The sequence below is a fragment of the Sphingobium nicotianae genome, from assembly GCF_018603885.1.
GTDB lineage: Bacteria > Pseudomonadota > Alphaproteobacteria > Sphingomonadales > Sphingomonadaceae > Sphingobium > Sphingobium nicotianae.
The window spans coordinates 42687-68141 of the sequence record NZ_JAHGAW010000009.1 but is presented as its reverse complement, the minus strand read 5'-3'; the positions used below and the strand labels follow the sequence as shown (position 1 = coordinate 68141).

General features: G+C 65.8%; 29 protein-coding genes. 14 read left to right on the top strand and 15 right to left on the bottom strand.

All coding sequences use genetic code 11. The features are described 5' to 3' along the window. Positions 1-3: 3 nt before the first annotated feature. The 3 genes from KK488_RS14180 to glmU form a co-directional block, all read right to left on the bottom strand. On the bottom strand, positions 4-372 hold the full coding sequence (locus KK488_RS14180) for a type II toxin-antitoxin system VapC family toxin (protein WP_214624351.1): 369 nt from the start codon (positions 370-372) through the stop codon (positions 4-6). Next, the gene (locus tag KK488_RS14175; protein WP_214624350.1) at positions 369-620 is read right to left on the bottom strand and encodes a ribbon-helix-helix protein, CopG family; all 252 of its coding nucleotides are present in this window, start codon (positions 618-620) and stop codon (positions 369-371) included. The genes KK488_RS14180 and KK488_RS14175 overlap by 4 nt, the downstream gene beginning before the upstream one ends. A gap of 371 nt (positions 621-991) precedes the next feature. After that, positions 992-2365 (bottom strand): bifunctional UDP-N-acetylglucosamine diphosphorylase/glucosamine-1-phosphate N-acetyltransferase GlmU, encoded by a 1374-nt coding sequence (glmU, locus tag KK488_RS14170; RefSeq protein ID WP_214624349.1) that lies wholly within the window; start codon positions 2363-2365, stop codon positions 992-994. A gap of 80 nt (positions 2366-2445) precedes the next feature. Between glmU and KK488_RS14165 the strand changes: the two genes are divergently transcribed. Further along, a complete protein-coding gene (locus KK488_RS14165; RefSeq protein ID WP_214624348.1) occupies positions 2446-3120 on the top strand; it encodes an HAD-IA family hydrolase in 675 nt (224 codons plus the stop codon). Here KK488_RS14165 and KK488_RS14160 read toward each other — a convergent pair. From KK488_RS14160 to KK488_RS14140, 5 genes are read right to left on the bottom strand one after another with little or no spacing between them, the layout of a single operon-like run. Beyond that, entirely contained in the window at positions 3117-3653 is a 537-nt protein-coding gene (locus KK488_RS14160) for a GNAT family N-acetyltransferase (protein ID WP_214624347.1), read from the bottom strand. The genes KK488_RS14165 and KK488_RS14160 overlap by 4 nt on opposite strands. Next, positions 3650-4675, bottom strand: a complete 1026-nt coding sequence (locus KK488_RS14155; RefSeq protein WP_214624346.1) for a nucleotidyltransferase domain-containing protein — start codon at positions 4673-4675, stop codon at positions 3650-3652. The genes KK488_RS14160 and KK488_RS14155 overlap by 4 nt, the downstream gene beginning before the upstream one ends. Continuing rightward, entirely contained in the window at positions 4672-5541 is an 870-nt protein-coding gene (locus tag KK488_RS14150) for an HprK-related kinase A (protein ID WP_214624345.1), read from the bottom strand. The genes KK488_RS14155 and KK488_RS14150 overlap by 4 nt, the downstream gene beginning before the upstream one ends. A 6-nt stretch (positions 5542-5547) precedes the next feature. Then, positions 5548-5829 (bottom strand): HPr-rel-A system PqqD family peptide chaperone, encoded by a 282-nt coding sequence (locus KK488_RS14145; protein ID WP_214624344.1) that lies wholly within the window; start codon positions 5827-5829, stop codon positions 5548-5550. 23 nt (positions 5830-5852) lie between these two features. After that, a complete protein-coding gene (locus KK488_RS14140) occupies positions 5853-6290 on the bottom strand; it encodes a hypothetical protein (RefSeq protein ID WP_214624343.1) in 438 nt (145 codons plus the stop codon). Positions 6291-6391: 101 nt separating this feature from the next. Here KK488_RS14140 and KK488_RS14135 point away from each other — a divergent pair, with 101 nt between their 5' ends. From KK488_RS14135 to phoB, 7 genes are all read left to right on the top strand, one after another. Beyond that, positions 6392-7669, top strand: coding sequence for an ATP-binding protein (locus KK488_RS14135; protein WP_214624342.1), 1278 nt, complete (start codon positions 6392-6394; stop codon positions 7667-7669). Between the two features lie 96 nt (positions 7670-7765). Further along, positions 7766-8809, top strand: a complete 1044-nt coding sequence (locus KK488_RS14130) for a substrate-binding domain-containing protein (RefSeq protein WP_214624341.1) — start codon at positions 7766-7768, stop codon at positions 8807-8809. A gap of 74 nt (positions 8810-8883) precedes the next feature. Beyond that, positions 8884-10266 (top strand): phosphate ABC transporter permease subunit PstC, encoded by a 1383-nt coding sequence (gene pstC / locus KK488_RS14125; protein WP_214624340.1) that lies wholly within the window; start codon positions 8884-8886, stop codon positions 10264-10266. Then, on the top strand, positions 10263-11555 hold the full coding sequence (gene pstA / locus KK488_RS14120; protein WP_250890443.1) for a phosphate ABC transporter permease PstA: 1293 nt from the start codon (positions 10263-10265) through the stop codon (positions 11553-11555). Before pstC ends, pstA begins: the two co-directional genes overlap by 4 nt. Before the next feature lie 9 nt (positions 11556-11564). After that, positions 11565-12338: a phosphate ABC transporter ATP-binding protein PstB gene (gene pstB, locus KK488_RS14115; RefSeq protein WP_214624339.1), complete on the top strand. Its 774-nt coding sequence runs from the start codon at positions 11565-11567 to the stop codon at positions 12336-12338. A 26-nt stretch (positions 12339-12364) separates the two neighbouring features. Beyond that, positions 12365-13060, top strand: coding sequence for a phosphate signaling complex protein PhoU (gene phoU, locus KK488_RS14110; RefSeq protein WP_214624338.1), 696 nt, complete (start codon positions 12365-12367; stop codon positions 13058-13060). A 2-nt stretch (positions 13061-13062) separates the two neighbouring features. Continuing rightward, positions 13063-13758, top strand: a complete 696-nt coding sequence (gene phoB / locus KK488_RS14105) for a phosphate regulon transcriptional regulator PhoB (RefSeq protein WP_214624337.1) — start codon at positions 13063-13065, stop codon at positions 13756-13758. A gap of 9 nt (positions 13759-13767) precedes the next feature. Here phoB and KK488_RS14100 read toward each other — a convergent pair whose 3' ends face one another. The 3 genes from KK488_RS14100 to epsC all read right to left on the bottom strand — a co-directional run bounded on the left by KK488_RS14100 (position 13768) and on the right by epsC (position 16389). Further along, the gene (locus tag KK488_RS14100) at positions 13768-15093 is read right to left on the bottom strand and encodes an OprO/OprP family phosphate-selective porin (RefSeq protein ID WP_250890441.1); all 1326 of its coding nucleotides are present in this window, start codon (positions 15091-15093) and stop codon (positions 13768-13770) included. Between the two features lie 241 nt (positions 15094-15334). Then, a complete protein-coding gene (locus tag KK488_RS14095) occupies positions 15335-15688 on the bottom strand; it encodes a DUF2794 domain-containing protein (protein ID WP_214624335.1) in 354 nt (117 codons plus the stop codon). Next, positions 15688-16389: a serine O-acetyltransferase EpsC gene (epsC, locus tag KK488_RS14090; RefSeq protein ID WP_214624334.1), complete on the bottom strand. Its 702-nt coding sequence runs from the start codon at positions 16387-16389 to the stop codon at positions 15688-15690. Before epsC ends, KK488_RS14095 begins: the two co-directional genes overlap by 1 nt. A 167-nt stretch (positions 16390-16556) precedes the next feature. Here epsC and KK488_RS14085 point away from each other — a divergent pair, with 167 nt between their 5' ends. The 3 genes from KK488_RS14085 to KK488_RS14075 are packed head-to-tail and all read left to right on the top strand — an operon-like array spanning position 16557 to position 18733. Next, positions 16557-17330 (top strand): sulfite exporter TauE/SafE family protein, encoded by a 774-nt coding sequence (locus KK488_RS14085; protein ID WP_214624333.1) that lies wholly within the window; start codon positions 16557-16559, stop codon positions 17328-17330. A 39-nt stretch (positions 17331-17369) separates the two neighbouring features. After that, a complete protein-coding gene (locus KK488_RS14080; RefSeq protein ID WP_214624332.1) occupies positions 17370-18296 on the top strand; it encodes a hydrogen peroxide-inducible genes activator in 927 nt (308 codons plus the stop codon). A 20-nt stretch (positions 18297-18316) separates the two neighbouring features. Continuing rightward, complete coding sequence (locus tag KK488_RS14075) at positions 18317-18733, top strand: hypothetical protein (protein WP_214624331.1); 417 nt, start codon at positions 18317-18319, stop codon at positions 18731-18733. Positions 18734-18740: 7 nt separating this feature from the next. On the opposite strand, the gene KK488_RS14070 is transcribed toward KK488_RS14075, so the two are convergent. Genes KK488_RS14070 through pgsA form a run of 3 tightly spaced genes read right to left on the bottom strand, consistent with a single transcriptional unit; the run spans position 18741 to position 20029 of the window. Next, positions 18741-19196 (bottom strand): molybdenum cofactor biosynthesis protein MoaE, encoded by a 456-nt coding sequence (locus tag KK488_RS14070; protein ID WP_214624330.1) that lies wholly within the window; start codon positions 19194-19196, stop codon positions 18741-18743. Between the two features lies 1 nt (position 19197). After that, the gene (locus KK488_RS14065) at positions 19198-19458 is read right to left on the bottom strand and encodes a MoaD/ThiS family protein (RefSeq protein WP_214624329.1); all 261 of its coding nucleotides are present in this window, start codon (positions 19456-19458) and stop codon (positions 19198-19200) included. A 4-nt stretch (positions 19459-19462) separates the two neighbouring features. After that, on the bottom strand, positions 19463-20029 hold the full coding sequence (gene pgsA / locus KK488_RS14060; RefSeq protein ID WP_214624328.1) for a CDP-diacylglycerol--glycerol-3-phosphate 3-phosphatidyltransferase: 567 nt from the start codon (positions 20027-20029) through the stop codon (positions 19463-19465). A gap of 183 nt (positions 20030-20212) precedes the next feature. Here pgsA and KK488_RS14055 point away from each other — a divergent pair, with 183 nt between their 5' ends. Next, entirely contained in the window at positions 20213-21535 is a 1323-nt protein-coding gene (locus KK488_RS14055; protein ID WP_214624327.1) for an MFS transporter, read from the top strand. Positions 21536-21641: 106 nt separating this feature from the next. On the opposite strand, the gene KK488_RS14050 is transcribed toward KK488_RS14055, so the two are convergent. Next, entirely contained in the window at positions 21642-21836 is a 195-nt protein-coding gene (locus KK488_RS14050; protein ID WP_214624326.1) for a hypothetical protein, read from the bottom strand. Positions 21837-22419: 583 nt separating this feature from the next. Between KK488_RS14050 and KK488_RS14045 the strand changes: the two genes are divergently transcribed. Further along, positions 22420-24051, top strand: coding sequence for a transferrin-binding protein-like solute binding protein (locus KK488_RS14045; protein WP_214624325.1), 1632 nt, complete (start codon positions 22420-22422; stop codon positions 24049-24051). A 32-nt stretch (positions 24052-24083) separates the two neighbouring features. Beyond that, positions 24084-25451 (top strand): surface lipoprotein assembly modifier, encoded by a 1368-nt coding sequence (locus KK488_RS14040; RefSeq protein WP_214624324.1) that lies wholly within the window; start codon positions 24084-24086, stop codon positions 25449-25451. Positions 25452-25455 lie beyond the last annotated feature (4 nt).

Here is a 25455-nt window from a genome sequence, read left to right as displayed (position 1 = left end):
CCGTCAGAGAGTATAGGGGATGCGGATGCCCGGCATGTTGGCCGGGAAATCCTTGCTGTTGCGTGTCACCAGGATCCGGCCGCTGAGCTGGGCCGAGGCCAGGATGATCGCATCGGGGAGCTTCATGGATCGACGCTGATGCCGGAGCGCCGCCGCGCGCCGGCCGACTTCTTCATCGACTTCGGCGACGCCGAAGAGATCGAGGAAGCGTTCGGTCTCCGTTTGCAGGCCGTCCGGCGCGCCGGCAAGCACTTCGATCCAGCTGATGCGGCTGATCCACGGCCGCTTGGCCCGGCGCAACTCCGCCCAGGCTTGCGGCCGGTCGTGAAGCGCATCGATGAGGATATTGGTATCGAAGTAGAATTCGCTCACGAGGCCGGCTCGCCGTCCCAATCGCGATCCCACTCGCCGCGCATGCGCCGCTCATAATCGAGACCGTCGATTGACGAGCCATGCCTGGCCCAGAGTCCGAAATAGCGCTCGATTCCCTGCTTGGCCTGCTCGGCCCGATAGGCGCCGACAGCCTCGCGCAACACGGCGGCGCGCGACTTGCCTTCCTCGGCCGCGCGAGCATCGAGCCACTTCACATCTTCATCGGACAGGTCGGCCAGAAAACGCATGATATGTTGATATCATATCATGATATCATGTCAAGCGGCGCGCAGACGAAAAGAGGGCGGTCCCACAACCGCCCTCTTCCCTTCCCGAACAAAAGATCTCGCATGCGCCGGACGACGCACCTCCCACGGAGATCCCGAATTGCAGCCGGCGCACCGACCAGGGAAGCAGCGGAAGAGCCCCCAGACACCCGCATCGCACTGCCCGCTGGACAGAGGAGCGCTTGCCGACATCTCTGCGTCGCCGCGTGAGGAGGGATTTGCCATGATGCAGCGCGGCGCGATTGGACGATTTCGACACTTGACGATTCGGGCACACGATTCATCGCGGCAGAGCACCGGCCTGGCGCTGCTATGTTCAGAGCGATACGGCGTTAGTTCTCGCCCGCCTTCGCCGCCTCTTTTTTCTTGCGCATCGCGTCATGAAAACGATCGGCCCAGCCCGGCTTCACGAATTGCTCGGCCCGGACCAGACGCAGCTCGCCATCACCCACATCGCGCGAAACGGCGCTGCCGGCCGCGACGATCGCATCGCGGCCGATCCTGACCGGGGCGATCAAGGCGCTGTTCGAGCCGATGAAGGCGCGATCACCGATGATCGTCTGATGCTTGAAATAGCCGTCATAATTGCAGGTGATCGCGCCCGCGCCGATATTGACGTCCTCGCCCACCGTCGCATCGCCGACATAGGAGAGGTGATTGGCCTTGGCGCCCTTGCCCATCGTCGCATTCTTCACCTCGACGAAATTGCCGACACGCACCTTCTCGCCCAGCACCGCGCCGGGGCGGAGCCGCGCAAAGGGACCGACCGAAGCGGACGGCCCGACATGCGCGCCCTCGATATGGCAAAAAGCGTGGATCACCGCGCCTTCCTCGATCCGCACGCCGGGGCCGAAGATGACATTGGGCTCGATCGTCACATCGCGCGCGATGCTGGTGTCGTGCGCGAAGAAGACCGTCTCGGGCGCGACCAGAGTCACGCCATCGCGCATCGCCTCGATCCGGCGCTGGGCCTGCCAGACGGCTTCCACACCCGCCAGCTCAGCGCGGCTGTTGACGCCTGCCACTTCGCTCGCCGCCGTCTCAATCACGGCGCTGGCCCGGCCGTCCAACGCCGCCAGCATCACGACGTCGGGCAGATAATATTCGCCGGCGGCATTGTCGTTGCCCACCCGCGCCAGCAGCGCAAACAGGTCATCGGAGCGAACGGCCATCAGTCCGGAATTACAGAGATTGACCGCGCGCTCCGCCTCGCTGGCATCCTTATACTCGACCATGCGCTCGATCCGTCCGTCGGGACCGGCGATGATCCGCCCATAGGCTGCCGCATCGTCGGGCCGGAAGCCGAGCACGACACAGGCCGGCGCATCGGCGCCATGCAGCCGCGCGATCATCGCGCGCATCGTCTCCGCGCGCACCAGCGGCACGTCGCCATAGAGGATCAGCACATCGCCCACGAAGCCGGCCAATGCGTCCCTCGCCTGCGCGACGGCGTGGCCGGTGCCGAGCTGATCGGCCTGCACGGCGATGTCGACGCCCTTGCCGCTCACCGCCTTCTCCACCTGTTCGCGCCCCGCCCCCACGACGACGACCTGCTTCGCCGGCGCCAGCTCGGCCACCGCACCGAGCAGGTGCAGCAACATCGGCCGCCCCGCGATCGGATGCAGCACCTTGTGCAGGCTGGACTTCATGCGTGTGCCCTGCCCGGCGGCGAGGACGATGACGGCGAGCGGCGTGGACACGTTCATTCTCCGGCTCGGAAGACTCAGGGGCGCCCCTTGCCATGTTTGACTTGATCGCGCCACAGTGCAGCGGGCATGGGCGGCCCATGGCAGATATATGTTTCGATATCGTTGGATTCGACCTCGACGGCACCCTGCTCGACACGAGCACGGATCTGGCTGGCGCCGTCAATCATGTGCTGATGCGGCTGGACCGCGCGCCTTTGCCGGTCGAGACGATCAAGCCGTTCATCGGCAAGGGTGCCAGGCGCATGCTGGAACGCGCCCTTGAGGCGACGGGCGGCTGCACCGAGACGCTGCTGGAAGAATGGCATCCGATCCTGCTCGACTATTATGGCGACAATCTCTGCATTGGGACGGCGCCTTATCCCGGCGCGGTCGCGGCGATGGATGCCCTGACCGCCCGCGGCGTCCGGCTCGCCATGTGCACCAACAAACGCGAGGGGTTCGCCCGCCCGCTTCTCGATGCGCTTGGCCTGACCGACCGGTTCGCCGCGATCGTCGGCGGCGACACGCTGGGGCCGGACCGGTTGAAGCCCAAGCCCGATCTCATCCACGAGATGATCCGCCAGGCCGGCGGTGGCCGCACCATCTTCCTCGGCGACACCGACAATGACACCATCGCCGCGCGGGCGGCCAGCGTCCCGTCTATCGCCGTCAGCTTCGGCTTCGTCCATTGCACACCCGAGCAGCTCGGCGCGGACGCCGGCATCGACCATTATGACGAGCTGGTGCCGCTCCTGGAGCGCTGGCCGGCCTAATCCCGCAGCGTCTTGCCCATGCGCACCAGCGGCACCTTGATGCCATTCACATCGGCCTCGATCGCTTCGATCGTGAGATAGCCGCAGACGGCGTAAAGCGGCTGGCCGCTCAGCGTGGCCATGAGCTCCGCCCGGACGAACCCGGCATCGCGCGCCGCTCCCTCGCACGTGTCCAGGATGAGCCGGCCGATACCACGGCGCGCGAAGGCGGGATGCGTGTACATGGCCCGGATACGGGCGGCATCCCGGACCGGATCGAGCAATTCTGGATCGCGCAGGGCCGTGCTGTGATCGCCACCGTAAAGCGTCGCGCGACGGCTCCAGCCGCCGCACCCCGCCAGGACGCCATTTTCTTCCGCCAGGAAGTAGGTGCGGTCAGCGATCAGCTGCGTGTCCAGGCCCATGACCGCCCGGCTCGCCACGACCTGCTCGACGGACAGAAAATCGGACTGCAGGCGATCGATCGCCAGCGCCATCAATGCGCGCAAGGCCGGAAGATCCGCTTCTGCCGCCAATCGGGTCGTGAAGTTCATGGGCCGACGGGCCGATAGCCCTTGCGCCATTTCGTCCAGAGATGCCTCGCGAGCATCAAGGGGGGCATGCGCAGCCAGTGCGAGCGGATGTAGAAAGCGAGGCGCAGGAAGGGGCGCTCCTCCAGACCCCAGTCGTTGCGGGTAAGCAGGCGCGCTTCGAAAAGAGCATCAAAGACAGCGCCCTTAAGCCAGGCAGCCGGCGCCTCGGTCCCGAAAATCCGATGCGACAGCCGCACCGCACGCCGCATCGGACCCGTCAGCCCGTGCTGCCGCGCGCGCCGATCCAGGGCGAGCCAGAAATTCGGTGCCTCCCCATGCTCCAGGATCAGGCAATGAATATCCCAGAGATTGCGCAGGCCCCCGGCCATGTCGCCGTCCGCCAGCAGATGCGCGGCGGCATGACAGAGCATGTCGTCGATCCGCAGCACTGCCCCGCCGCCCTCCAGCGGCACCGCATCGGCGATCATCGCCGCCGCATCCGGCCTGGGTCGCGCCGTCAGCGGCAGGATCGTGTGATGCACGTCGATCATGCGATCCCGGTCATGATGGATCAGCGGAGGCAGTTCGTGCATCCAGCGGCGATAATAGATGTCGTCATAGGGATCAGGCTTAACCCATTCCCATCCGGCCGAAAGCAGGGCTGCCTCGACCTCGTCCAGCCGCTCGCGCGGCACGAGGATGTCGAGATCGCCGATCGCCCGGCCCTGCCCCGCCAACAGTCCCGCAGCGATGAAGGCGCTGCCCTTGAGCAGCACCACCGGGCAATCGAGGGGCGCCAGCGCCGCCAGCGCGCGATCGACTTCCCACAGCGCCTGCCGCCGCTCGCGCAGATTATCGAGCCGGGCGTCGGCCAGGATCGCCGCGACGTCCGGCGGAACGTCGAGGCCGTCCAGCTTCGCCGCCAGCGTCCCGATCAATCGCTCGCCACGCGCCGCCGCAAGCAGGCCCGTCCAGTGCCGCGCATCGAGGCGCAGCGCCTCGCCGGGCTCCAGCAGCACGGCGACGAGCAACGCCGCGCTCATCCGATCCGGCTCCACAGATCGTCGATCGCCGCGAAGACGGTCGCGCTGTCCGGATAGTCCAGCGCCACGGCCGGCACCTGCGTGACGAACCGTGTCAGCGCGCGAAAACCAGCCTCGCCGAGCGCGACATAATTGGTCGAGGCCTGCGTCAGCCGCACGAAGGCTTCGCCCGGATCGACGGGACGCCGGTCCGCCGCCGGGCCATATTGCGGGAACAGGAGCAGGGCGGGTGTCGCCGGCTCCTTCATGCGCGCGATCGCGTCGGCGCGCGGGACGAGGTGGCGAATATCACCCTTCGCCGTGGCCGCCATCAGGGGGCCGAGACGCTCCGATGCGATGCCGGCAGTCGCGATATCAATGGCTTGGTTCTTGAGGCTGATGAGCCGTGGGAAGGGAAAGACCGCGCCCGAGACCGGATCGAGCAGCGCGAACTCGTCGCCCATCAGCCGCCAGCCGCGCTCGCCCAGCATCGCGGCGAGGGTCGACTTGCCGCTCCCGGATTCGCCGGTGATGATGATCGCCTTGCCATCCCGCTCGACGCTGGAGGCATGCAGCAGCACATGGCGCCGCCAGCCGAGCGCCATCTGCAGGTTCATGCCCATCTCGGCAGCGAGCAGGCCATGCTCCAGCGCCATCGGTGCCGCCTCCGGCAGCCAGTGATCCCCGGCAATGAAGATGGATGGGCGGATCAGCCGACGCCAGGGCCGCGTCGGCTGAAGGCGAACGGTGAAGTCCGGCACGCGGCGCGACAGGTCCACCGGGGGATAGGCGGCATAGAGCCGCGCCAGCGCGTCGAGCGGCGCACGCCAGGCAGAGCCGATGCGGAAGGTCGCCGGGCCGATGCCGAGGCCGATTTCGTGTCGCATGGCCGCTCAGCCGTCCACGCGAACGAGGCCGAGGGCAGCCAGTTCCGCGAGCCGTTGCTCCAGCAGCGACGCCATGTCCTCCGCCGCATCGAAGTCGAATTGCGCCGCCAGCCGTCCGATGAGGTCCGCAACCGTCGCCGGCCCGTCTCCAAGCGCTTCGAGGATTTGCGGCATCGGCGCGGCCACCAGATGGGTCGCGCCCGACCGGTGATGATAAAGCAGATCAATCGCACCGAGATGCTCGATGACGATCTGGTCAGGCGCTTCGGCCCGGTAGGTCACGCCCATGGCCAGACCAACCCCGGGACGACTTACTTCGGCATCATCAGGGATGCATAGCAGGTAAAGCCGCTGCGGCCGCTCTGCAGCTTGCGCACATAGTTGAGATAGGCCTGGCTCTCGTCATAGCTGGTGCCCGGCAGGGTGGCGCCACGAAGGCCCGAGCGCACATCCTCGCCCTTGAAGGTGCGACCACCGGGGAAGGACCCCGCCGTCCCCTTGGGTACCATCGTCCCGTCAGGCGCCACGGCCTGGCTGGATCGCGCTGCATCCGGCACCGGAATTTCACAGGCGAGAACCGAGGTCGCAGCCTGGGCGATGCCGGGGCGGACGGTCAGGACGACCGCGCCGGTCACGGCGCCAAACCGCAGAAGCTGCCGGCGCGACGCCACACCCGCATCCGCCGATGCGCCCGTGTCGCTGGTCTGCTCCGGCTGATCATGCGGGTCTTGCCGGTTCCCGTCACTCATCGCATTGCCCCCTGTCGCGTCCAAAACGCCGCGCCCAAATCGCTTCGCCGACTCTTATTCGGCATCGCAGTCTTTGGCAAAATAATCTAGGGGCTGCGGCCATGGGTCGGATTGATCGTTCCATCTGGATTTTGTTCCTTTCCGGGACTGCGGCGACCGTCAGCGTGTACGCCCTGACCGGCAGCCTGGAAGCGACCTTCGCCACGGCCATTGCGGGCCTGTTCGGCGTGGCCATGCTGTTCGACGCGCTGGAGCGCCGCGCGGCCTATCTGTTCGCGAACAAGCCGGAGCCGGTGAAGGGCCCGCCCAGCGTGGAGTCGTTCGAGACGCTGCTCGACGCGCTGCCCCATCCCTGCCTCATCGTGCATCGCGGCAGGATCGAGCATTGCAACGACGCGGCGCTGGCTCTGCTCGGCCATCATATCGCCGGGCAGGACGTCCGATTCGCCCTGCGTCATCCCGCCGCGATCGACCTGCTCGCGGGGTCACGCCGCATCACTGAGCCCGCCAGAATCGAGATTGTCGGCCTCGGCACCGCCGAGCAGAGCTGGGAACTCGACATCCAGCCGATCACCGACGATCGCCTGCTCGTCCTCCTGTTCGATCAGAGCAGCCGCCAGGCGACGGAGCGCATGCGGGTCGATTTCGTCGCCAATGCGAGCCACGAGCTGCGCACGCCGCTGGCCGGCATATTGGGCTTCATCGAGACGCTGCGCGATCCGGTCGCCGGCGCCGATCAGGCGACGCGGCAGCGCTTCCTCACCGTGATGGATGGCGAGGCCCGACGCATGCAGCGACTGGTCGACGATCTCATGTCGCTTTCCCGCATCGAAGCGGACAAATATCGCGCGCCCGATCAGCCCGTGGCGCTGCTCCCGTTGGTCGAAGAGGTCGTCTCGGTCTTCCGCCAGAGCCAGAACAAGCGCGCGCAGGACATCGTCGTCAACCTCGCTCCGGCTTTACCGCCGCTGCGGGGTGACCGCGCGCAGTTGAGTCAGCTCCTCCACAACCTCATCAGCAATGCTCTCAAATATGGCGCGCCCGGCACCGCCGTGACCGTCTCCGCGCGCCGGCTGAACGAGGATATGGTCGAGGTCGCGGTCGTCGATCAGGGCGACGGCATCCTGCCCGAGCATCTGCCGCGACTCACCGAGCGCTTCTATCGAGTCGATTCGAGCCGTAGTCGCGCCATGGGCGGCACCGGCCTCGGCCTCGCCATCGTCAAACATATTGTCCAACGTCACGGCGGTGTGCTCCATCTCGACAGCGTCGTGGGCGTAGGAACCACGGTTCGCGTGGAGTTGCCGCGCTTCCGGGCGTTGCCGGGCGAGGAGGATCTGATGCCCATGCCGGCATCAATCGCGGGAGTTCGGGAGTGAGTCACAAAACGGCAACAAAAATGTCACATTGGCGCGATCAAGCCGGTTCTAAGGCGGGCCCGGATTTCATATAAAACCGCCTCAGGAGACTTCCTCATGCGTTACGCATTTTTCGCGGCATCCCTGCTGGTGCTCGCTGGGTGTCAAGGTCAGTCAGGCGGTGGTGCCGGTGCAGCGCGCGACCAGATTCGTGCCGTCGGCTCGTCCACGGTCTATCCTTTCGCCCAGGAGGCCGTCGGCCTCTTCACCCAGGCCAATCCGGGCATGAAGGCGCCGATCATCGAGTCGACCGGCACGGGCGCGGGCATGAAGCTGTTTTGCGCCGGCGTCGGCAGCCAGCATCCCGACATCGAAGATGCCTCGCGCCGCATGAAGAAGAGCGAGTTCGACCAGTGCGTCGCCAATGGCGTCAAGGACATTATCGAGGTCCAGATCGGCGTCGACGGCCTCGCCTTCGCCGAATCGATCAAGGGCCCCGGCTTCAAGCTCACGCCCAAGATCGTCTATGAGGCGCTCGCCGCCAATCCTTATGGCAAGGGCGAGAACAAGGCGAAGACCTGGAAGGATGTGGATGCGTCACTTCCGGCGACGCCCATCTCCGTCTTCGGACCGCCGTCCACATCCGGCACGCGCGATTCGCTCGCTGAACTGATCCTGACCAAGGGTTGCGAAACCGATCCCGCGATGGCGGCGCTCGCCAAGAGCGACGAGGCCAAGCACAAGCAGCTTTGCACCCAGATCCGCGAGGATGGTGCCTATGTCGACGCCGGAGAGAACGACAATCTCATCGTCCAGAAGCTCGCCGCCAATCCCGACGCACTCGGCGTGTTCGGCTTCTCCTATCTCGATGGCAATCGCGACACGCTCAAGGACGTCTCGCTGAACGGCGTCGAAGCAAGCTATGATACGGTCGCCAGCGGTCAATATCCGGGTGCTCGTCCGCTCTTCATCTATGTGAAGAAAGCGCATCTGGCAGCCGTTCCCGGCCTCAAGGCCTACATGGAGACCTTCGCCAAGAACTGGAACCCGGGCGGGCCGCTGACCAAGCGCGGCATGGTCGCGTCCACGGAGGAGGTCCGCAAGGCCAGCAGCGACATCGTTGCCAATCTGACCGTGCTGAACGGCGCCGATCTCAAGTGACGCAGACGATGCGGAGCGGCGCGCCCTGCACGCCGCTCCGGACACGGCCGATGGCCGCAAGGGGGTAGTCTTTCATGACCGGCTTGATGATCGTGCTGATCATTCTTGCGCTCGGGGCGATCGGGTGGATCGTCGCCCGCGCCCGCGCTACACGGCTTCAGATCGAGGTCGGGCGCCTCGCCACCAACAGCCGGCCGACCCAGCACGGCTGGTACGTCGCGCTGTGGACGACACTCCCCGCGCTTGCCTTCCTGGCGGTCTGGGCCAATGTCATGCCGGGCCTCGTCCACGGCACGGTCATGGCGACGCCCGCCGCCCGGTCGCTTCCCGCCGACGACTTCTCCCGCAATGCCGTCCTGGCCGAGGCGCAGGCGATCGCCAGCGGCGCGCAGGCCGGTGCCTTCAATCCACAGTCCCTGACCCTGGTCGACTCGTTCCGCGCCGCGACCAGCCGCTATTCGGCGATCGGTGCCATCCTCGCCGCCATCCTTGCCTTTGCCGGTGGCGCCTATGCCTTCTCGCGCGTGCGCCCCGCCTTCACGGCGCGCAGCCGGGTCGAGCGCGTGGTGATGTGGACCCTGCTCGGTGCCTCGCTCATCGCGATCATCACAACCGCCGGCATCGTCGCCTCGTTGCTGCTCGAATCGCTGCGCTTCTTTTCGATGGTCAATCCGCTCGATTTTCTTTTCGGCCTCAAGTGGAGTCCGCAGTCGGCCGCCCTGGGCTATGGCAATGAGAATGCCTTCGGCGCCGTGCCCCTCTTCTGGGGCACGGTGTTCATCGGCGCGATCATCGCCATGATCGTCGCCATTCCGCTCGGCCTGATGAGCGCGATCTATCTCACCCAATATGCCCGGCCCGAGACGCGCAAGTGGATGAAGCCGATACTCGAGGTGCTCGCCGGCGTCCCGACCGTGGTCTATGGCTATTTCGCCGCGCTGACCGTCGCGCCGGCCCTTCGCAGCTTCGCTTCCACCGTCGGCATCCCCGGCGCCTCCTCGGAAAGCGCACTGGCGGCCGGCCTCGTCATGGGCGTGATGATCATTCCCTTCGTCTCCTCCATGGCCGATGACTCGATCGCCGCCGTGCCGCAGGCGATGCGGGACGGCAGTCTCGCCATGGGCGCGACCACCAGCGAGACGATCCGCAAGGTGCTGATCCCCGCGGCCCTGCCCGGCGTCGTCGGCGGCGTGCTGCTCGCGGTCAGCCGCGCGATCGGCGAGACGATGATCGTCGTCATGGCCGCCGGTCTCGCCGCGAACCTGACGCTCAATCCCTTCGCCAGCGTGACCACCGTCACCACGCAAATGGTCCAGTTGCTCACCGGCGACCAGGAATTCGACAGCGCCAAGACGCTCGCCGCCTTCGCGCTCGGCCTTGTCCTGTTCGTCGTCACCTTGCTGCTCAACATCGTCGCGCTGCGCGTCGTGAAGAAATATCGGGAGGCCTACGAATGAGCTCCAGGGCAATCCCCGAGGTCGAGACCGTAGCGCCGCGTGTTGCGCGGACGCCCACGGACTGGAAAGGCGACGCGATGCGCCGTCGGATCGCCGGCCGCTATGGCGCCGAGCGCCGCTTCCGGCTGCTGGGCCTCGCGGCCGTCGCCTTGTCGGGTGGCTTCCTGCTGTTCCTGCTGATCACGATGATGGCCAATGGCCTGCGGGGCTTCACCCAGACGCAGATCGCGCTGCCGATCGACTTCCCTAGTTCGCCCCTGGTGATCGACCCGGCCTCGCTCAAGACCAATCCGGAGCAGGTGCTTGCGGGCGCCAATCTGCCGCAGGTGATCGATCACGCTGCCGTGGCCGCCTTTGGCAAGGATGGCGGGCGGTTCATGTCGGCCGGCGCCGTCACCGCGCTGCGCCAGGCGATCATCGACGATCCCGACATCCTCACCCGCAAGGCGACGATCACCGTTCCGGCCTCCGAAGGCGTCGATCTCGCCGCCAAGAGCAATGGCAGTCCGGCCGATGAAGCCGCCGTCGCCCGGCTCAAGCAGGCCGGCGCCCTGTCGACCGGCGCCAATCTGAGCTTCCTGACACTCAGCGACGGCACCGATCCCACCGTCGTCGGCGTCTGGGGTGCCCTCAAGGGCTCGCTGCTCACCATGGGGATCACCTTGCTGCTGAGCTTCCCGATCGGCGTCTTCTCGGCGCTTTATCTGGAGGAATACGCGCCCCGCAATCGCTGGACCGACCTCATTGAGGTATCGATCAACAATCTGGCAGCCGTGCCGTCGATCATCTTCGGGCTGCTGGGCCTCGCCATCTTCCTCAATGTGGCCCACCTGCCCCGCTCCGCCCCGCTGGTCGGCGGCATGACGCTCGCGCTGATGACCATGCCGGTCATCGTCATCGCCGGGCGCAACGCGATCAAGGCCGTGCCGCCCTCGATCCGCGATGCGGCGCGCGGCATCGGCGCCTCGCCGGTGCAGGTCGTGTTCCACCATGTCCTGCCGCTCGCGCTGCCCGGCATCCTGACCGGCACGATCATCGGCATGGCCCGCGCGCTCGGTGAGACGGCGCCGCTGCTGATGATCGGCATGCGCGCCTTCGTCGCTTCGCCGCCGGGCGGCATCACCGATCCCGCGACGGTCCTGCCGGTCCAGATCTTCCTGTGGTCGGACGAGGTCGGCAAGGGCTTCATCGAAAAGACCTCCGCGGCGATCATCGTCCTGCTCATCTTCCTGCTGACGATGAACAGCATCGCCATCTACCTGCGCAACAAATTCGAGAAGAAATGGTAATTCCGACCCATGGCTGAGAGTGACACGATCCCGAAGATGTCGGCGCGCGGCGTCAACGTCTTCTATGGCGAGAAACAGGCGATCCAGGACGTCTCCATCGACGTCGACCTGGACAATGTGACCGCCTTCATCGGCCCCTCGGGCTGCGGCAAGTCGACCTTCCTGCGGACGCTCAACCGCATGAACGACACCGTCGCCAGTGCCCGCGTCGAAGGCAAGATCACCCTCGATGGCGAGGACATCTACGGCGCGAACATGGACGTGGTGCAGCTGCGCGCCCGTGTCGGCATGGTGTTCCAGAAGCCGAACCCCTTCCCCAAGACGATCTACGAGAATGTCGCCTATGGCCCGCGCATCCACGGGCTAGCCTCGGGCAAGGCGGATCTCGACCAGATCGTCGAGAAGTCGCTGCGTCGCGCCGGCCTGTGGGACGAGGTGAAGGACCGCCTCAACGACAGCGGCACCGCGCTCTCCGGCGGCCAGCAGCAGCGCCTGTGCATCGCGCGCGCGATCGCGGTCGATCCCGAGGTCATCCTGATGGACGAGCCCTGTTCCGCGCTCGATCCGATCGCCACCGCCAAGATCGAGGAGCTGATCCTCGAGCTGCGCGGCAATTATGCGATCGTGATCGTCACGCACAACATGCAGCAGGCCGCGCGCGTCTCGCAGCGCACCGCTTTCTTCCATCTCGGCCGCATGGTCGAGCAGGGACCCACAACCGAGATCTTCACCAATCCTCGCGAGGAGCGGACCAAGGACTATATCACGGGCCGCTACGGCTGAGCCCAATGACAGACAGGAAACGAACCATGACGGACCATACGGTCAAGGCGTTCGACGACGACATCAATGCCCTGCGCGCGCTCATCGCGGAAATGGGCGGTCTCACCGAGGACGCGATCGACAATGCCATGAAGGCGCTGACCACGCGCAACCTCGACCTCGCCAAGCAGGTCGTGGCCGGCGACACGCGGATCGACGAGCTGGACGCGCATATCGAACGGCTCGTCGTCCAGACGATCGCGTTACGCGCGCCGCTCGCCGACGATCTGCGCGAGATCGTCGCGGTGCTCAAGATCAGCGGCATTGTCGAGCGCATGGCCGATTATGCCAAGAACATCGCCAAGCGCGTCGAGACCGTGACCGCGAACAGCCGGATGGAACCGCTCTCGCTGTTGCCCTCGATGGCGGAAATCGCCCGCGAGATGGTGAAATCCGCACTGGATGCGTTCATCGCCCGCGATGCCAAGCTCGCGCTTCAGGTCATCGAGCGGGACCGGGCGGTCGACGATTTCTACAACAGCATCTTTCGCACCATGGTCACCTTCATGATGGAAAATCAGAAGATGATCTCGGAGAGTGCGCATGTGCTCTTCATCGCCAAGAATCTGGAGCGGATCGGCGATCACGCGACCAACATCGCGGAGATGGTCCACTATGTCGCGACCGGCGAGAAGCCCCCGGAGCGCGAAAAATCCTCGATGATCGATCCGATGGAGCGTTGACCATGGCCCGTGCAAAGATGCTCCTCGTCGAGGATGATGCTGCCCTCGCGGAACTGCTGACATGGCATTTCCAGCGTGAGGATTTCGATGTCGCCCAGACGCCGGACGGCGAGGAAGCGTTGATCCTGGCGCAGGAGCGCACGCCCGACATCGTCCTGCTCGACTGGATGGTCGAGAATCTCTCGGGCATCGAGGTCTGCCGGCGCCTGCGCCGCATGAACGAGACGGCCAACGTGCCGATCATCATGCTGACCGCGCGCGGCGAGGAAGAGGATCGCGTCCGCGGCCTCGAGACCGGCGCCGACGATTATGTGACCAAGCCTTTCTCCCCGCGCGAGCTCATCGCCCGCGTCAATGCGGTGCTGCGTCGCGTCCGCCCGGCTCTCGCCGGCGAGATGCTGACCTTCGGCGATCTGGAGATGGACACCGTCGCCCACAAGGTCCGCCGCGCTGGCGGCCTCGTGCCACTCGGCCCGACCGAGTTCCGGTTGCTGCGCCATCTGCTTGAGCATCCCGGCTGGGTCTTCTCGCGCGAGCGGCTGCTCGACAGCGTCTGGGGCCAGGACAGCGAGATCGAGCTGCGCACCGTCGACGTCCATATCCGTCGCCTGCGCAAGGCGATCAATGCCGGCGGGCTTCCCGACATCATCCGCACCGTGCGCTCGGCCGGCTACTCGCTGGACGCCGACGCGGCCTGAGCCGCCAGATCAGAAGTCGTACTGCGCGCGCAGGCCTACGACATCGGCGTCGTAATCGCTGCGCCCACCGGCAAGGATCGGCGTGTCGTACATGTTGAGGTGCAGATAGTCGGCCAGGAACTTCACATGCTCGATCGGCACCCAAACCAGCGACGTGCCCAGAGTGCGCTGCTTGCCGCCGACGACGCCCTTGTCGTTGAGATCGAGCCAGTCGTAGCGGACATTGATCTGCCACGCGCCTGAGCCGCCATTGTCCAGGCCGCGCGTCGGCTTGATCGATCCGAACGCCCCCCTGCTGTACGAGCGGGTCTTGCCGCCCGCGAAGATGTAGCCGATCTCGCCATATCCGCCGAAGAAGGTCGGCGTCGGGAGATTGCCCGGCCGGTCGACCTGCTGCCAGAAGCCTTCCGCCGCGACATGGAACGGCCCGCGGATCGCCGCGAACTCGATGCCATAGCCGGTTTCCGACACGGCACTGAACATGCCGGTGTCGACAAAACGGAACTCCGTCGTCCGTGCGCCCGGCCGCGCGCGATAGCGCACCGTATTTGTGAGATCCTGCAGCGCACGATAATGCAGCGACCCGGCGAAATGGAGTTGCGTCCCCGCGACCCTGGGCATGTAGATCGCACGGCCATCGAACGAATAACTGTCGTCGGTCAGGGCGCCGCCCTGTGTCTCGGGGTCGTCCGAGAACGCCCCTACACTCGCCATGATGTCGCCCCTGGCATAGGTCGCCGAGAGACCGAGCCGCCGCTCAAATCCGAAGGCCTGGGTGAAAGCCGCGCGCTCCAGCAGACTCGTCTCCAGATCGCTGGTCTGTTCATCGAGCGATGCGAAAGTCTTGTGATTGCCGAGCGTGATCGTCAGCGGGCCGGTCGTATAGGTCAGCCAGGTATCGGTAAACGTCACCCCATTGGCGAAGTCCGCTTCCAGCCGGTAGCCCAGGCCGCCGCCCAGCGTTCCCTCGACACCGAGAAAGGCGCGGCGCACATCCGCGGCCCGGCCGAGCGTCTGCCCATTGATACCATCGGGACGCGTCACGACATCGGTATCCAGCTGCAGTCGCCCACGCGGCTTGAAGGTCAGGCCCTTGCCATTCGAGAATTGCGGCGCGCCCTTCCACACGATGCTTGTTTCGGCAGCAGGCGCCGCCGCCGCGACCTGAGCTGGTGGCGCTGCGCCCGGTGCCGATGCCCGTGCCGATGTCGGTGCCGCCGCGCTCGTCTCGACTTTGCCGAGCCGCGCTTCGAGCGCCTGGAGCTGGGCGCGCAGCCGGGCAATCTCGGCGCGCATCTCGGCAACATCCGTGCTTTCCTGCGCGATGGCCGGCATCGAAGAGGTCAGGAGGGTCGCAGCAAGAAGTGCCGAAGGAAGGGGGCGTCGCAAGGTTCAACTCCAGAGACCCATTGGCGGGCGAGGGATCTATGACAGTTTTGTTACAAAGACGCGACAGCTTTGAAGCGGGAATCGGGCCTATCTGACCCGTTGCCCTGCTCTTTATTGCGGTCGGTTTCGTGGCGTTGGCGCGCGCGGCACGACGAGAAGCGCCGCGGACACGATCAGGCGCTCGGGATCAGTCGATGAGCTTCACCAGCCGCCGCTCGACCGGCGCCAGGATACCGGCCAGCTCCTGGCCACGGCGCAGGACCGCGCCGTTCTCGCCGATCAGTGCCCACATACCCTGGCGATGGCGCAGCGCGGGGCGCTTCTCGATGCGATATTCTGGCCGCTCCGCCGTGCGGCGGAAGGCCGAAAAAATGGCGACGTCACGATTGAGGTCGATCGCATAATCGCGCCACTGCCCGGCCGACACCATGCGACCATAGAGATCCATGATCCGTGAAAGCTCGATCCGGTCGAAGCCCGTCTGCGTTGGCGCGCCGGGAGCGCCGGACGGCGATCGCGGAAACGGGGTGACGTTGCTCATCAAGCCGTGGTGCGCGATGGACTCTCGGAGCGCGCATCGCGATCCGCTTCATGCTCGGCGGCCAGTTCGGCCAGCCGCTTGCGCAGATTCTCGACTTCGCACTGAAGGATTTCCAGCTTCTGGGTCGCCGGATCATATGTCTCGCTGCAGGGCGTCCCGTAAGGCGTGAAGCTCTTCTGATATTCCTTCGCGTCGACCAGGGTCGAGCGTGCGGGAATGCCGATCATGACGGCACCCGCCGGAACATCCTTGGTGACGACCGCATTGGCGCCGACGCGCGCCCGCTCCCCGACCGTGATCGGCCCCAGCACCTGACAACCCGAACCCAGGATCGCGCCGTCGCAAATGGTCGGGTGACGCTTGCCGGCGATGCCATTGGCCGGATCGGTGCCACCCAGGGTGACGCACTGGTAGATGGTGACATTGTCGCCGATCTCGGCGGTCTCGCCGATCACGGTAAAGCCATGATCGATGAAGAAATTCTTCCCGATCCTGGCACCCGGATGGATGTCGATCGCGGTCAGGAAGCGCGAGAAATGATTGACCAGGCGGGCCAGGAAATAGAGCCGCGCGCCAAACAGCGCATGCGCCACACGATGCAGGCCCAGCGCCCAGACGCCGGGGTAGATCAGGATTTCCAGCCGGGAGCGCGGCGCGGGGTCGCGCGCTTTGATGGAATCGAGGTAGGACAATAGTCCCATGGCCACACGCCTCTGCTGGATGACAAGAGTCGTTATCTAGCGGCTGGAGGGGCGAATTTCCAGAGCAATGGACAGGATGCGCGCTGGTGATGCGTCCCGGGACAAACTACTTGCAATCCCCGCGCCCCTTCGTATTTGTCCATCGATTAAATTGAGAAGGGGATGACGTGCCCGAAGCCTGGCTCCAATATTTGGAAATCCTCCTCCCTTTCATACTGGTCGGCTTCGGAGCGCAGGTCGTCGACGGGGCGCTGGGCATGGCCTATGGCGTGATTTCGAGCAGCCTGCTGCTGGCGATCGGCGTGCCGCCCAGGGCCGCCTCGGCCAGCGTCCATGCCGCCGAGACCTGCACGACCGCCGTCTCCGCGCTCAGCCATGTGTTGCACGGCAATGTCGACTGGAAACTCTTCTCGCGCCTCGTCATTCCCGGCATCATCGGCGGCGTCACCGGGGCTTATCTGCTCTCCAATATCGATGGCGCTATCATCAAGCCCTACATCCAGACCTATCTTGCCACGATCGGCCTGTGGCTCTTGTGGCGCGGCCTCATGTATCCGCCAAAAACCCGCGAACCCCGCTTCATCGCCCCGCTCGGCCTTGTCGGGGGCTTCCTCGATGCGTCGGGCGGTGGTGGCTGGGGGCCGGTCGTGACATCGAATCTGCTGATCCAGGGCGCCAGCCCGCGCCATACGATCGGCACGGTGAACACGGTCGAATTTTTCCTGACACTGTCGATCAGCCTCACCTTCCTGCTGCACCTCGGCTGGGAAACCTTCACGACGGCGACCGTCGGCCTGCTCCTCGGCGGTGTCATCGCCGCACCGTTCGGCGCCATGATCGCGCGGCACGTTCCGGCCAAGCCGCTCATGATCATGGTCGGCATCATTCTTACCCTGACGGCCAGTTACGGTGTCGCGCGCTCGCTTGAACTGATCGGCTGAATCGATTAAATCGCCTTCTAGCATCGGGAAGGACGATCAATGTCGACATATATGCCGACACTCAAACAGCTCCAGTATCTGGTGGCGCTCAAGGAGCATGAGCATTTCGGCCGCGCCGCCGATGCAACCTTCGTTACCCAATCGACCCTCTCGGCCGGCATCCGTGAGCTTGAATCCCTGATCGGCGTCACCCTGGTCGAGCGGACGCGCCGGATCGTGCGCTTCACCGCGCTCGGCGAGAAGATCGTCGAGAAGGCGCACCGCGTACTGCGCGAGGCGGAGGAGCTTGCGGCGATCGCGCAAGCATCCGGCTCGCCGCTGGTCGGCGAGATGCGGATGAGCGTCATTCCGACCATCGCGCCCTTCCTGTTGCCAAGCCTGCTGCCCAGGCTCCGCGCCGAGCGCCCCGCCCTCCAGCTCTATCTGCGCGAAGAGACCAGCCACGCCGCGCTCGACAGCCTGCGCCACGGCCATGCCGATTGCGTATTGCTTGCCCTCCCCTTCCCCTGCGGCGACGTCGAGACCGAAGTCTTGTTCGACGATCCGCTGTATGTCGCCTTTCCCAAGGACGATCCGCGCGATCCGCCCGCGCAGATCGATCCCGAGATGATCGACGGCAACCGGCTCCTGCTGCTGGAGGATGGCCACTGCCTCAAGGAACATGCGCTCGCCGCCTGCAACCGCGCTGAACTGCGGACCGAGGCGAGGATCACCGGCACCTCGCTGCACACGCTGGTGCAGATGGTCGACAATGGCCTGGGCGTCACGCTTCTGCCCGAGATGGCAATCCGCGGCGGCATTCTCGCCAACACGCAGATCGCCGCGCGGCCGATCCGCTCGCTCAGCGCCCATCGCGACATCGCGCTGATCTGGCGACGCAATTCGCCGCGCGAGAGCGATTTCCGCCTTATGGCTGGCATCCTGCGCAATGCTGCGGCTATGCAACGCGAAGCAGTGGCGGCATGATTCCCGGAGAGACGACCCCGATGAGCGAGAGTGTGAAGCCGACCATCGGCCTGCGCGGGGTCCCGAGCTGGATCATCGTCGCGGTCTGCCTCGTGCTCGTCGCCCTGGGCGCGTTCATTTATTGGAACACAGGGCAGGAGCGCGACAAGGATCAGGCGCTCGCCAGGGTCGTGCTCGAAGCGCCGACCCTGGCCTCCGAGGACGCGCTGAAGAAATGCTTCGCGGGCGAGGACGGCGGCGGCGGCGGCCTGTTGCCCAATGCCGACAAGGCCTGGAAGGACACCGCGAGCGGCGACCGCGGGTATAGCCCGCCGCGCCATCTCTTCATCGATCTCATCCCGGCCAGCTCGGGCTTCACGGTGCGGGTGCTGACACGCGACGGCGCGGCACTCTCGGCCGACGATCGCAAGATCGCGCAGCGCTGCATCGGCGAGTGACCTGCGGCTAGCGCATATCCCAGGCAGAGGCGCGGGCATCGTCCGCGCCGATCGCCTCCACCCATTCGCGCCCGCCATCTTGCCGGATTGCCTGCTTCCAGAACGGTGCCGAGACTTTCAGCCAGTCGATGAGGAAGGCGCAGGCTTCGAGCGCCGCCACCCGGTGCGATGAGGCCGTGCCGACGAAGACGATCCGCGCGCCGACCGGCAGCGTGCCGTGGCGATGGATGACAGTGACGCCGAGCAGCGGCCATCGCGCCGCCGCTTGGCGCACGATTTCCTCGATCTGCCGCTGCGTCATGCCCGGATAGTGATCGAGATGCAGCGCCTTGAGGCCACCCTCGTCACGCACCAGCCCGGTGAAGCTCGCCACCGCCCCGCCGGGCAGCGCCTCAAGCACGGCCAGTTCGTCGCCGGGATCGAAATCCTCGGTCTCCACCCGAACGCTGATCCGCGCTGCCATCTCAGCCGCCCGTCACCGGCGGAAAGATCGCCAACTCCTTCGCCGTGCCGATCGGCGTATCGAGCGGCACGAACTGCTGATCGAGCGCCGCGCGCAATCGGGTGCGGTCCCCGAAGGCCGATGCGTGGCCCGCGCTGCGCTCGCCCAGCAGGTCCAGCAGCGCCGCGATCGTCATGTCCGGATCGGGCGCGGGGACCTCTTCGTCGTCCACCCCGATCCGCTCGCGCACCCAGGCAAAATAGAGGAGCCGCAGATCCGACAAGCGATCAGGCCTTCATATGCTTGAGGCCGACACGCAGATAATCCCAGCCCGTGAGCAAGGTCAGCAGAGCGGCGATCCACAGCGCGATCAGGCTGGCCTGCTGGAGCAGATGGAAGCGCGGTAGACCACCAGCCAGGATCAGCCCGCCCAGCGAGACGAGCTGGAGCGCGGTCTTCCACTTGGCGAGTTGCGAGACCGGCATGGAAATACGCAGGCCGGCGAGAAACTCGCGCAGTCCCGAGACAGCGATCTCGCGCAGCAGGATGATCAACGCCGCGACGATATGCGCGCCCTGGATGTTGCGGTTGGCGCACAGGATGAGGATGACCGCGCCGATCATGATCTTGTCTGCGATGGGATCGAGGAACACGCCGAGCCGCGACACCGTGCCCTGGGCGCGCGCCAGATAGCCGTCGAAATAATCGGTGATGCCCATCAGGCAATAGAGCGCGAAGGCCGCAAGATAGCCGATCTGCCACTCATGCCCGGTCTCGGCGGGCCAGAGTAGGGCGACGAGCAGCGGCACCGCCAGGATGCGCGACAGCGTCAGGATGTTGGGCAGGAGCATCATCACGACGCTCCGGGCCTGCCACAGCCCGCGCGGGCAGACAAGGGGGAGCACGGCCCCTTATGGGACAGGTTGCGGACTGCGGACCCTGGGGGTCGACATTGTTCGTCTTTCCACTGACTCATTTCGCGTCTAAAAGCGCCGCGTCGGCGCATGTCTCGCCGGGCCACAAGAGTTCTCGCACCCATGCAGGCATCCCTGCGCTTGCTCGCGCACCGGAAGTTCCTACCCCTCTTCGTCACGCAGTTTCTTGGGGCTTTCAACGACAACCTGTTCAAGACCGCGATGATCCTCTTTGCGACCTACACGGTCTTTCAGGATCCACGACAGGAGTCGAATTTCAACGCGATCTCCACCGGTCTTTTCATTCTGCCCTTCTTCCTGCTCTCCGCGCTCTCCGGCCAGCTCGCCGATCACATGGACAAGGCGAAGATCATCCGCACGGTGAAGTTCGCCGAGATCATCATCATGATCTTCGGCGCCGCCGGCCTGCTCATCTCGACGCACTATCCGCTGGTCGGCGTCGGCCTGATGCTCGTCGCGGTCACCGCGATGGGCGTCCACTCGACGTTCTTCGGGCCGATCAAATATGCGATCCTGCCGCAGCATCTCGAGGAAGATCATGTCCTTGGCGGCACCGGCCTCGTCGAGGCGGGCACCTATATCGCGATCCTGGCCGGTACGATCGTCGCGGGCTGGATCAACTCGACGGCGGTGGCCGTTGTGGTGCTGGTTATCGCGGTAATCGGCTATTTCTCGGGACGCATGATCCCGCCCGCGCCGCGTCTCGGCCCGCCGATCGAGCTCGATTTCAATCCGTTCCGCGCCTCCTGGCGCCTCATCAACGGCACGATGCACATCCGCCGGCTGTTCCTGGCGATCATGTCGATCAGCTTCTTCTGGATGATCGCGACGGTGCTCATCATCATCTTTCCGCCGATGGTGAAAAATGATTTCACGGCCAATCAGGAAGTGGCCAGCATGTTCCTCGCCATCTTCTCGGTCGGCGTCGCGGTTGGATCGGTGGCGATCAACCGCCTGCTACAGGGCCATGTCTCGGCCCGTTACGCGCCGATCTCGATCATCATGATGGCCGCATTCGTCTGGTTCTTCCAGTTTGCCGCCACCGGATGGGTGACGGCGCCGGAGGGGACGCTTTACACGGTGGCGGATTTCGTCGCCGCACCGCACAGCTGGCGCATCCTGCTCGCTCTGTTCGGCATCGCGGTATTCGGCGGCATGTTCGTCGTGCCGCTCTATGCCTTCCTCACCACGACAGTGCGCAAGGACGAGACCGCGCGCACGGTGGCGGCCAACAACGTCGTCAATTCGGGCGCGATGGTGGTGGGCGCGCTCGTCATCATGGGGGCGACCGGGGCGGGCCTCAACAGCCGGCATGCGCTGCTCGTCGTCTGCGGCATGTGCTTCGTGTCCGCGCTGCTGGCGATGAAGCTCCAGCGCGCCTGCGACAAGGAACAGGCGGCGAAGGCCCAGCACGAACAGGGTTAGGCGTCTTCAAGTCGCGCTCTGACGAAAGCGGTGCGAGGCGCGCGCCCGATGACCGCAACAGGACGGCTCCTGTTGCCCTCCGAGCCAGATGCGGAACGACCGCCGCTCAGGCGATGAACGTATAAGCCACCGTGAAGAAGGCGGCGAAACTGAGCAGGAAGAGCTTCCAATCCTGATCGTCCGAGCGCGGCTGGCGCGCGGGTCGGGCATCCTGAGGCATCATCGCAAAGACGTGTCGCGGCAGGCGGGCCCGGAAGGGGTGCCGCGCTCCGTCGTTCGTCAAGACCAGTGCCCGTTTCATGGGCGAAGAGTTACCGGCTTGTTAACATCTTGAGAAGGTTAAAAAAGGGTTAACGCGAGACTGCGTCGATTTGGCACGGTTCGCAAGCGGCTCACCGGGCCGATCGCAACGGCTCGTCGCGATCCTGCCTTTGAAAGCGCCGGAAATCACTGCCGATAACTTTTTGTAAACCATGTTCGGGCCAGAGTCCGGGGCGATCGCACGGGAGCGTGCACCAGCCATTCCGGAGTCCCCGACCATGTCCCGTATCAGCAAATGGGCATTGCCGATTGTCGTTTCCCTGCTCACCTCCGCCTGCGGCGGCGGTGGCGGTGGCGTGGGCTCGACCCCCACGCCGGCGGGAACGCCCTCGCCGACACCGACACCCACGCCTACGCCTACGCCTACGTCGACGCCAACTCCAGCGCCTACTCCGACACCGACGCCCACGCCTACGCCGACTCCCACGCCTACTCCGACACCGACGCCCACCCCGACACCCACGCCCACGCCTACTCCGACACCCACTCCAACGCCCACGCCCACGCCCACGCCTACACCGACTCCCTCGGTGCCTGGCACGCCTGGCCCGAACGCCAGCCTCATGGGCATTCTGAAGAGCGAGACGTTCGACAACAATGCGGCGAACGCATCCGGCCGTTTCTATGCGGACGAGCGGCCGGTCGAAAACGGGCAATCGGCATTGGGCGCGCTGACGATCGCCTATGACGCAAACAGCCAGAGCTACACGATCACCACCGCCGGCCGCACCGGGACCTTCGCGCCGGCCAATCTGGTCGTCTCGGGCTCCGCGGACCTGATCGAATTCCAGAAGATCGGCGCGACCAGCGAGTCGCTGACCCTGACCAAGCCGGGCACCACCGGTGCGCTGACCTACAAATATGTCGGCGGTGGCGCCTGGGAACGCGCGACGCTCGCCAGCGGCGTGCTCGATTTCACCTATGATCCCTTCACCTATGGCGCCGAGACCACGGATTCGCTCGTGCCCCGCAGCGGCACCGGCCTCTATGCCGTCAGCCTGGTCGGCGCGCGCGCCATGGAAGCGCCATTCGCCATGGCCGGCAGCGGCCAGCTCCAGGCAGACTTCCTCAACGGCTCGCTGACCAGCAGCGGCGTGCTGACCAGTATCGATGTCGACACCGGCCTCATCAAGTCGATCGGCATCTTCTTCGGCGAGGCTGCGATGAGCAGCGGCGTCAACAATTTCTCCGGCAATTTCTCGATGGACGACGGCAAGCGCTTCACCGGCAGCTGGTCAGGCCGCTTCTATGGCCCCGCCGCCGAGGAAGTGGGCGCTGCCTGGTCGCTCAGGAGCGCGGATGGCGAGGTCGCGGCCGGCTATATGCTCGGCCGGCAGGACGCGACCCTCGAGGGCACCAACATGGCGCTCACCCAGCTCGACTATGACGTTACCTTCGACCATCGCTTCAGCCAGCTCAGCTACACCGACAATGGCGGCGGCATGGCGGCCAATCCCGTCTCGCTCCGCTCCGACGCGAAACTCGGCTATACCAAGGCGACCGATACCTATCTCTATGCTGACAGCGCTCGCAGCATCAGCACCAGCTTTGCGCCGACCGACAAGGTTGTGTCGGAATCGAACAGCGCGCTGACCGTGTACAAGATGACCGGCACCGACGGCATCACCTACAAGCTCTCGCTCAACAAGCCGGGCGCCGGTAATCCCACGATCACGCTCACTTATGCGAGCTTCGGCCACTGGGAGCGCGCGCAGTCGGCAGGCGCCGACCGCATCGATCGCTGGTTCGCCTATGGCCTGCGCACCAACGGCTTCCAGATCCCGACCGGCACCGGCACGTTCAGCGGCATCATCCGCGGCACCGCGGCGCTGATGAACGGCGGCCAGACCTATTCGCTGAGCGGCACCAGCAGCTTCGCCATGGATTTCGGCGCCGGCACCTTCACCGGCTCGCTCAACCCGATCGGCACCAGCCTGGCCAACGGCGCGACCCGCGATTTCGGCACATTCGCCTTCGATCGCGGCGCCATCGACATCGATGCCGGCCTGTCAGCGGACATCGTGGGCGGCGGCAAATATCTCGGCTTCTTCGAAGGCGCGCTCTACGGGCCCAAGGCAACCGAAGTCGGTGGCACCTTCGGCATGCAGACCGAGAATACCGACAATGGCCAGACGCCGAGCGCAAATGCCGCACTTCTGAACGGCGTCATCGTGGGAACCCGCACCGGCAATTGAACCGCGCCCCGGCTTTCGGGTAGGAGGACCGCATGACAAGCCGCCGGGCCACCGGATTCGGGCTGCTCGTGGGATTGGCCATGCCGGTCATGGCCGCCGCACAGCAGCCGGCGCCTGCGCGGCAGGCCGGTCCCGGCCTGTCGGCCGATGGCAGCGCCATCACTGGCCTTTCCGCGAGCCAGCTCTTCGACCTGGCGGATCAGGCACGCGCCGGCGGACGCCTTGCCGATGCCGAGGCGATCTACAAGGCGCTGGCCCGCGATCCCGATCTCCAGGTCCGCTCCGAGGCGCGCTTCCGGCTCGGCATGATGCTCGCCGACGAGAAGCGCTTCGCCGACGCCGCCCTCGCCTTCCGCGCGATCATCGACGAGCAGCCCAATGCCGCGCGCGTACGCCTGGAGCTTGCCCGTGTGCTCGCCGCGATGGGCGACGAGGGCCGCGCCCGCCAACAGCTGCGCGCCGCCCAGGCGACCGGCCTGCCGCCCCAGGTCGCGCAGGTGGTCGACCGCTTCGCCTCGGCGCTGCGCTCCAACCGCAAGTTCGGCGGCAATTTCGAGTTCGCGCTGGCGCCGGACAGCAACATCAACCGGGCGACCGATGCCAAGGTGCTGGACACCGTCATCGCACCGCTCAACCTCTCCGACGATGCGCGCGAGCAGTCCGGCCTCGGCGCCCATGTCAGCGGACAGGTCTATGCCCGCCTTCCCCTCACCCCGTCGCTCATGCTCGTGCCGCGCCTCTCGGGCGACGGCACGCTCTACAAGCGTAGTCAGTTCAACGACGTCTCGGGCAGCGCCCAGCTCGGCCTGGAATGGCAGACTGGCAGCGGCGACCGGATCATGCCCTCGTTCGGCGCGACCCAGCGTTATTATGGCGGCGATGTCTATGCCCGCACGGCAAGCGCCGACCTGCGCTGGACGCACCGCCTCGGCGCCCGCGCGCAGAGCGACATCGGCTTCTCCTATGGCCGCACCCACTACCTCAGGAACAGCGCTCAGGACGGCGATCTGTTCAGCCTCAGCGCCGGCATCGAGCGCGCGCTGACGGCGCGGACCGGCGTCAGCGTGGTGCTGAGCGGCCTGCGCCAGACGGCGCGCGACCCCGGCTATGCGACGATCTCCGGCGGCGTCTCCCTGCTCGGCTGGCGCGATCTTGGCAAGACGACCCTGTTCGCCAGCGTGACGGCACGCCGGCTCGAATCCGATGCCGTGCTTTTCCCGTTCACCGACCGCCGCAAGGAATGGTATCTGCGCGGCGGGGTCGGCGCGACCTTCCGTCAGATCGAGGTCGCCGGCTTCTCGCCGGTCGTCCGCATCGCCTATGAGCGCAACATCTCGTCGGTCGGCATCTACGACTATCATCGCATCGCCGTCGACGTCGGCATCACCCGCGCTTTCTAGCCCC

Excerpts from the sequence above, each read along its gene's own strand:
- glmU (WP_214624349.1), bottom strand. The coding sequence starts at position 2,365 with ATGAACGTGTCCACGCCGCTCGCCGTCATCGTCCTCGCCGCCGGGCAG.
- KK488_RS14175 (WP_214624350.1), bottom strand. The coding sequence starts at position 620 with ATGCGTTTTCTGGCCGACCTGTCCGATGAAGATGTGAAGTGGCTCGAT.
- phoU (WP_214624338.1), top strand. The coding sequence starts at position 12,365 with ATGACGGACCATACGGTCAAGGCGTTCGACGACGACATCAATGCCCTG.
- KK488_RS14150 (WP_214624345.1), bottom strand. The coding sequence starts at position 5,541 with ATGCGACACGAAATCGGCCTCGGCATCGGCCCGGCGACCTTCCGCATC.
- KK488_RS14075 (WP_214624331.1), top strand. The coding sequence starts at position 18,317 with ATGAGCGAGAGTGTGAAGCCGACCATCGGCCTGCGCGGGGTCCCGAGC.
- KK488_RS14040 (WP_214624324.1), top strand. The coding sequence starts at position 24,084 with ATGACAAGCCGCCGGGCCACCGGATTCGGGCTGCTCGTGGGATTGGCC.
- KK488_RS14135 (WP_214624342.1), top strand. The coding sequence starts at position 6,392 with ATGGGTCGGATTGATCGTTCCATCTGGATTTTGTTCCTTTCCGGGACT.
- KK488_RS14100 (WP_250890441.1), bottom strand. The coding sequence starts at position 15,093 with ATGCCGGCCATCGCGCAGGAAAGCACGGATGTTGCCGAGATGCGCGCC.
- KK488_RS14145 (WP_214624344.1), bottom strand. The coding sequence starts at position 5,829 with ATGGGCGTGACCTACCGGGCCGAAGCGCCTGACCAGATCGTCATCGAG.
- KK488_RS14160 (WP_214624347.1), bottom strand. The coding sequence starts at position 3,653 with ATGAACTTCACGACCCGATTGGCGGCAGAAGCGGATCTTCCGGCCTTG.
- KK488_RS14095 (WP_214624335.1), bottom strand. The coding sequence starts at position 15,688 with ATGAGCAACGTCACCCCGTTTCCGCGATCGCCGTCCGGCGCTCCCGGC.
- KK488_RS14050 (WP_214624326.1), bottom strand. The coding sequence starts at position 21,836 with ATGAAACGGGCACTGGTCTTGACGAACGACGGAGCGCGGCACCCCTTC.
- pgsA (WP_214624328.1), bottom strand. The coding sequence starts at position 20,029 with ATGATGCTCCTGCCCAACATCCTGACGCTGTCGCGCATCCTGGCGGTG.
- KK488_RS14155 (WP_214624346.1), bottom strand. The coding sequence starts at position 4,675 with ATGAGCGCGGCGTTGCTCGTCGCCGTGCTGCTGGAGCCCGGCGAGGCG.
- KK488_RS14140 (WP_214624343.1), bottom strand. The coding sequence starts at position 6,290 with ATGAGTGACGGGAACCGGCAAGACCCGCATGATCAGCCGGAGCAGACC.
- KK488_RS14080 (WP_214624332.1), top strand. The coding sequence starts at position 17,370 with ATGTCGACATATATGCCGACACTCAAACAGCTCCAGTATCTGGTGGCG.
- KK488_RS14165 (WP_214624348.1), top strand. The coding sequence starts at position 2,446 with ATGGCAGATATATGTTTCGATATCGTTGGATTCGACCTCGACGGCACC.
- pstB (WP_214624339.1), top strand. The coding sequence starts at position 11,565 with ATGGCTGAGAGTGACACGATCCCGAAGATGTCGGCGCGCGGCGTCAAC.
- phoB (WP_214624337.1), top strand. The coding sequence starts at position 13,063 with ATGGCCCGTGCAAAGATGCTCCTCGTCGAGGATGATGCTGCCCTCGCG.
- KK488_RS14055 (WP_214624327.1), top strand. The coding sequence starts at position 20,213 with ATGCAGGCATCCCTGCGCTTGCTCGCGCACCGGAAGTTCCTACCCCTC.
- epsC (WP_214624334.1), bottom strand. The coding sequence starts at position 16,389 with ATGGGACTATTGTCCTACCTCGATTCCATCAAAGCGCGCGACCCCGCG.
- KK488_RS14130 (WP_214624341.1), top strand. The coding sequence starts at position 7,766 with ATGCGTTACGCATTTTTCGCGGCATCCCTGCTGGTGCTCGCTGGGTGT.
- KK488_RS14045 (WP_214624325.1), top strand. The coding sequence starts at position 22,420 with ATGGGCATTCTGAAGAGCGAGACGTTCGACAACAATGCGGCGAACGCA.
- pstC (WP_214624340.1), top strand. The coding sequence starts at position 8,884 with ATGACCGGCTTGATGATCGTGCTGATCATTCTTGCGCTCGGGGCGATC.
- KK488_RS14070 (WP_214624330.1), bottom strand. The coding sequence starts at position 19,196 with ATGGCAGCGCGGATCAGCGTTCGGGTGGAGACCGAGGATTTCGATCCC.
- pstA (WP_250890443.1), top strand. The coding sequence starts at position 10,263 with ATGAGCTCCAGGGCAATCCCCGAGGTCGAGACCGTAGCGCCGCGTGTT.